At 70.1% G+C, this 4,132-nt stretch carries 4 protein-coding genes; 3 read left to right on the top strand and 1 reads right to left on the bottom strand.

Annotated features, from left to right (window positions below; genetic code table 11):
* Window positions 1-433: 433 nt before the first annotated feature.
* On the bottom strand, window positions 434-1,030 hold the full coding sequence (locus NQ160_RS19780) for a hypothetical protein (protein ID WP_257516818.1): 597 nt from the start codon (window positions 1,028-1,030) through the stop codon (window positions 434-436).
* Between the two features lie 83 nt (window positions 1,031-1,113).
* Here NQ160_RS19780 and NQ160_RS19775 point away from each other — a divergent pair, with 83 nt between their 5' ends.
* From NQ160_RS19775 to NQ160_RS19765, 3 genes are read left to right on the top strand one after another with little or no spacing between them, the layout of a single operon-like run.
* Window positions 1,114-1,464 carry a VOC family protein gene (locus NQ160_RS19775; protein WP_257516817.1) on the top strand — a complete coding sequence of 117 codons (351 nt, stop codon included), beginning with the start codon at window positions 1,114-1,116 and terminating at the stop codon, window positions 1,462-1,464.
* Between the two features lie 54 nt (window positions 1,465-1,518).
* The gene (gene tyrS, locus NQ160_RS19770) at window positions 1,519-2,832 is read left to right on the top strand and encodes a tyrosine--tRNA ligase (protein ID WP_257516816.1); all 1,314 of its coding nucleotides are present in this window, start codon (window positions 1,519-1,521) and stop codon (window positions 2,830-2,832) included.
* Window positions 2,833-2,859: 27 nt separating this feature from the next.
* Complete coding sequence (locus tag NQ160_RS19765) at window positions 2,860-3,702, top strand: DUF4184 family protein (protein WP_257516815.1); 843 nt, start codon at window positions 2,860-2,862, stop codon at window positions 3,700-3,702.
* Window positions 3,703-4,132: the final 430 nt, after the last annotated feature.

Raw genomic sequence — 4,132 nt, 5'->3', positions numbered from 1 at the left:
GCCGCTGAGGCCGCCGCCGAGGACGCTGTCGAGGAGCCCGCGAAGTCGGAGTGATCGCGTAGGCCGGTTCGCGCCGGCCGTGCACGTCGAGGCCCGCCCCTGGTTCGCCAGGAGCGGGCCTCGCGGCGTGTGCGGGGTGGTTGCGGGGCCGGCGGCGCGTCGCAACTCCTCAAATCGGGGCCGCGCGTCGCCGGACGGGCCCGTTTCGGCCGTTCCGGTGCGGTTCTTGAGGAGTTAGGCCGCGCGGTCCGCCGGGACCGTGCCGCCGCGCGGCCGGTGGCCTCGCGGGATCAGGCGGCCCCCACGGCGTCGCAACTCCTCAAACCGGGGCCGCGCGTCGCCGGACGGCCCCGCTTCGGCCGCTCCGGTGCGGTTCTTGAGGAGTTAGCGCGGACGCGGGCGCGGGGTCAGGCGGCCCCCGCGCCGCCCGGCGTCAGCAGATCGCGAGGCGCACGATCCCGCCGACGACGCAGGCCCACAGCAGGCTGGCGAGGGTGCCGACGATGAAGCGCTCGCGCGCGGCGGGAGTGGCCAGCTCCGAGAACCGGCCGATGCCCTTGAGGGCGACGACGACCGCGATCGCCTCGGGGAAGCCGGCGATGATGCCGAGCACCACCCCCAGCCGTTCGAGGTAGCCGATCGTGGTGCCGCCCCGCAGGATCTCCTGCATCGCGCCCGGGTCGTCCCCGGCATCCGGACGTGCGGACACGAGGATGCCGCCGGCGATGCCTTCGCGCACGGTGCCGTGCGTCGCGATCGCGAGTACCCGGCGCACGACCGGGTCTCCGCCGAGCACGGCCAGCACGACCGCGGGCAGCGCGACGACGAGCCCGAAGAGCCCCGGTACGTTCCACGGGATCACCGTGACGACCAGTAGACACAGCACGAGGATGCCGGCGGCGATCGCGAGGGTGGTGTTCCTGGGCCGGCGGAGGTTCACCACGACGAGGGCCAGGGCCGCGCCGAGCGCGACGAACAGGAAGATCGACACGAACGCGGCGAGGAGCGTTTCGGGGAACACGACGGGCATGGCGCACAGTCTCGCACGCACCTCCCGCACGCCCGCGAGAATCGCCTCTTGCCCCGACGTGTCGCTGTGGCCATCCTCTGACCATGGCGAAAATGGAGCATTTCGAGATCCCCGCAGACGACATCGGTCGCGCGCAGGCGTTCTACCGGGAGGTCCTCGGGTTCGAGTACGAACCGTGGGGCGACGACATGGGCGTGCTGCGACAGCCCGAAGGCGAGGGCGTCAACGGCGACCTGCATCAGCGCGGCACCGCGCCGCACCCGACCGTGGTCTTCACCGTCGACCGCATCGAGGACACCGTGGCTCTCGCGGTGGCCCGCGGCGGCGAGCTACTGGGGGCGATCCAACCGCTCGACGAGACGTCGCGGTGGGCGTACATCCGCGACAGTGAGGGAAACCTGATCGGCCTGTACGACGAAGTCTCGGCGGCCTGACCGGCCCGGCTGACGGGCCCAGCCCGCCGCCCCGGCGCTGGTAGCCTGAAGCGCGTGTCCACCGAAGCCTTGACGGTCGCAGAACCCGCCATCGACCCCTCGTTCGAGAACGTGTGGGACGAGCTGGTCTGGCGCGGCCTCGTGCACGTGTCCACCGATCAGCAGGCGCTGCGGGAGCTCCTCGCAGGCGACCCGATCACGTACTACTGCGGCTTCGACCCCACCGCTCCGAGCCTGCACCTGGGCAACCTCGTGCAGCTGCTGCTGCTGCGACGCATCCAGCTGGCCGGGCACCGCCCGCTCGGGCTCGTCGGCGGCTCGACCGGGCTGATCGGAGACCCGCGGCCCTCGGCGGAGCGCACCCTGAACACCCCCGAGGTCGTCGCCGAGTGGGTGACGCGGCTGCGCGGCCAGGTCGAGCGCTTCCTGAGCTTCGAGGGCGACAACGCCGCCCGCATCGTCAACAACCTCGACTGGACAGCGCCGCTGAGCGCCATCGACTTCCTCCGCGAGGTCGGCAAGCACTACCGCGTCGGCACGATGCTCAAGAAGGACGCGGTCGCAGCGCGGCTGAACTCGGATGCCGGCATCAGCTACACCGAGTTCAGCTACCAGATCCTGCAGGGCATGGACTACCTCGAGCTCTACCGCCAGTACGGCTGCGTGCTGCAGACCGGCGGCAGCGACCAGTGGGGAAACCTGACGAGCGGCACGGATCTCATCCACCGCGTCGAGGGCGTCTCGGTGCACGCGATCGGCACGCCGCTGATCACCAACAGCGACGGCACCAAGTTCGGCAAGAGCGAGGGCAACGCCATCTGGCTCGACCCCGAGATGTGCAGTCCGTACCGGATGTACCAGTTCTGGCTGAACACCGAAGACGCCGATGTGGTGACGCGCCTCAAGATCTTCACGTTCCTCACCCGCGACCAGATCGCCGAGTACGAGCGGCTGGTGGCCGAGGAGCCGTTCCGCCGGGCTGCGCAGAAGCGGCTCGCGCTCGAGGTGACGACCCTGGTGCACGGGCCGGAGGCGACCGCGGCGGTCGTTGCGGCATCCGAGGCGCTGTTCGGCAAGGGTGATTTGACGGCGCTGGATGCCGCAACCCTCCGCTCCGCCCTCGAAGAGCTGCCGAACGCCCAGGTCACGGGCCAAACGACGGTCGCGCAGGCGCTCGTCGACACCGGGCTCACCACGAGCCTGTCCGAAGCGCGTCGCGCGGTCGCGCAGGGCGGGGTCACGCTCGACGGCATCCGCGTCGAAGACGACTCGACGCAGGTGACCGGCAGTCTGCCGGGCGGGGTGTCGGTGCTGCGGCGCGGCAAGAAGACGCTCGCAGGACTCTTCGTCTCACCGACTGCGGGCTGAGCGCGGCGGCGACGGGCTGGTCGAGGGATGCCGTTCACTCCGAGCCATGCCCTCGTCGCGCTGCCTTTCGTGCGCACGCCGCTCGTTCCGGCGGCCATCGCCATCGGGGCGATGACGCCCGATCTCCCGCTGTTCGTGCGGGGGACGCCCCTGACCTACGCGGCGACGCATTCCTGGGGTGGTCTCGCGCTCACCGTGCTCGTCGCCCTCGGGCTGCTGATGGTGTGGCGATGCCTGCTGCGTCCGGCCGTGCGCGAACTGTCGCCGCGGTGGCTCGCCGCGAGGCTGCCCGCGGAGTGGGACATGCCGGCGGGTCCGGCCGCCCGGGATGCCGTGGGGCTGCTGCCTGGCAACTCCCGGGGGAGGGGCTACCCCGTGCTGCTGGTGGCCTCGCTGCTGCTGGGAGTCCTCAGTCACATCGCGTGGGATGCCTTCACGCACCGGGGTCGGTGGGGCGTCGCTTTGATCCCCGGGCTCGACGGAATGTGGGGGCCTTTCACCGGTTTCCGCTGGATCCAGTACGTCTCGGGTGTGGTGGGACTCGCCATCATCGGAGTGTGGGCGCTGCTCTGGCTGCGACGCCGCGCGGCCGGCATGCTCGCTGCGCGCGTGCTCCCCGCCCTCGTGCGCTGGGCATGGTGGCTGTCGCTGCCGATCACCCTGGTCGCGGCGTGGGGGATCGGGCTGGCGCTCTTCGGCCCGTTCACCGAGCAGTTCACCGTCGCGCATCTGGCCTATCGCGTGCTGCCGCCGGCGTGCGGGCTGTGGGGAGCGATGACCCTGGGCCTCGCCATCGTGGTGCAGATGCTCCGATCGCGCGCGGGCACGGGCGACGCGGCGCCGGCTTCGGTGGGCTCGACTTCCGCGTGATTACGGGCGACACGCCCGGGAGGCGAGCCCGATTTGCCCGACCCCCGGATCCCACGTATTGTTTTCTCTGTTGGCCCCAAAGGGGAAAGCGAAGAGGCCGGAAGGCCCCGCTTCCTCTCATGCAGTCAACATCCCCCACACTGGTTCACCTCGCAGAGGCTGTGCTAGTATGGGACTCCGGTTCGAAGGAACCAGGTCAGGGACCACTGCTCGGCGAAAGCCCGGCGAAGCGCCGACCTCAGAACTTCTAACCACACAACACGATCACACGCCCTTCGGGTAAGGCTCTACAGGCCTGACCGGAGGAGCATCCGATCCTTGAGAACTCAACAGCGTGCACTTGTCAAATGCCAAATAACCTCGTCCCGGTTTTTACCGGGTGAGATTCCTTTGGATCAAAGTCCGATTCCCTTTGGGGGGTCGGCAACGG

The organism is Microbacterium sp. zg.Y909 (assembly GCF_024626565.1).
The sequence above is the reverse complement of the archived record's forward strand: the minus strand, read 5'-3'. Positions and strand labels throughout refer to the sequence as shown.

Bases quoted from the DNA above. Each gene is read 5' to 3' on its own strand.
- NQ160_RS19780 (WP_257516818.1), bottom strand. From the start codon at position 1,030: ATGCCCGTCGTGTTCCCCGAAACGCTCCTCGCCGCGTTCGTGTCGATC.
- NQ160_RS19775 (WP_257516817.1), top strand. From the start codon at position 1,114: ATGGCGAAAATGGAGCATTTCGAGATCCCCGCAGACGACATCGGTCGC.
- NQ160_RS19765 (WP_257516815.1), top strand. From the start codon at position 2,860: ATGCCGTTCACTCCGAGCCATGCCCTCGTCGCGCTGCCTTTCGTGCGC.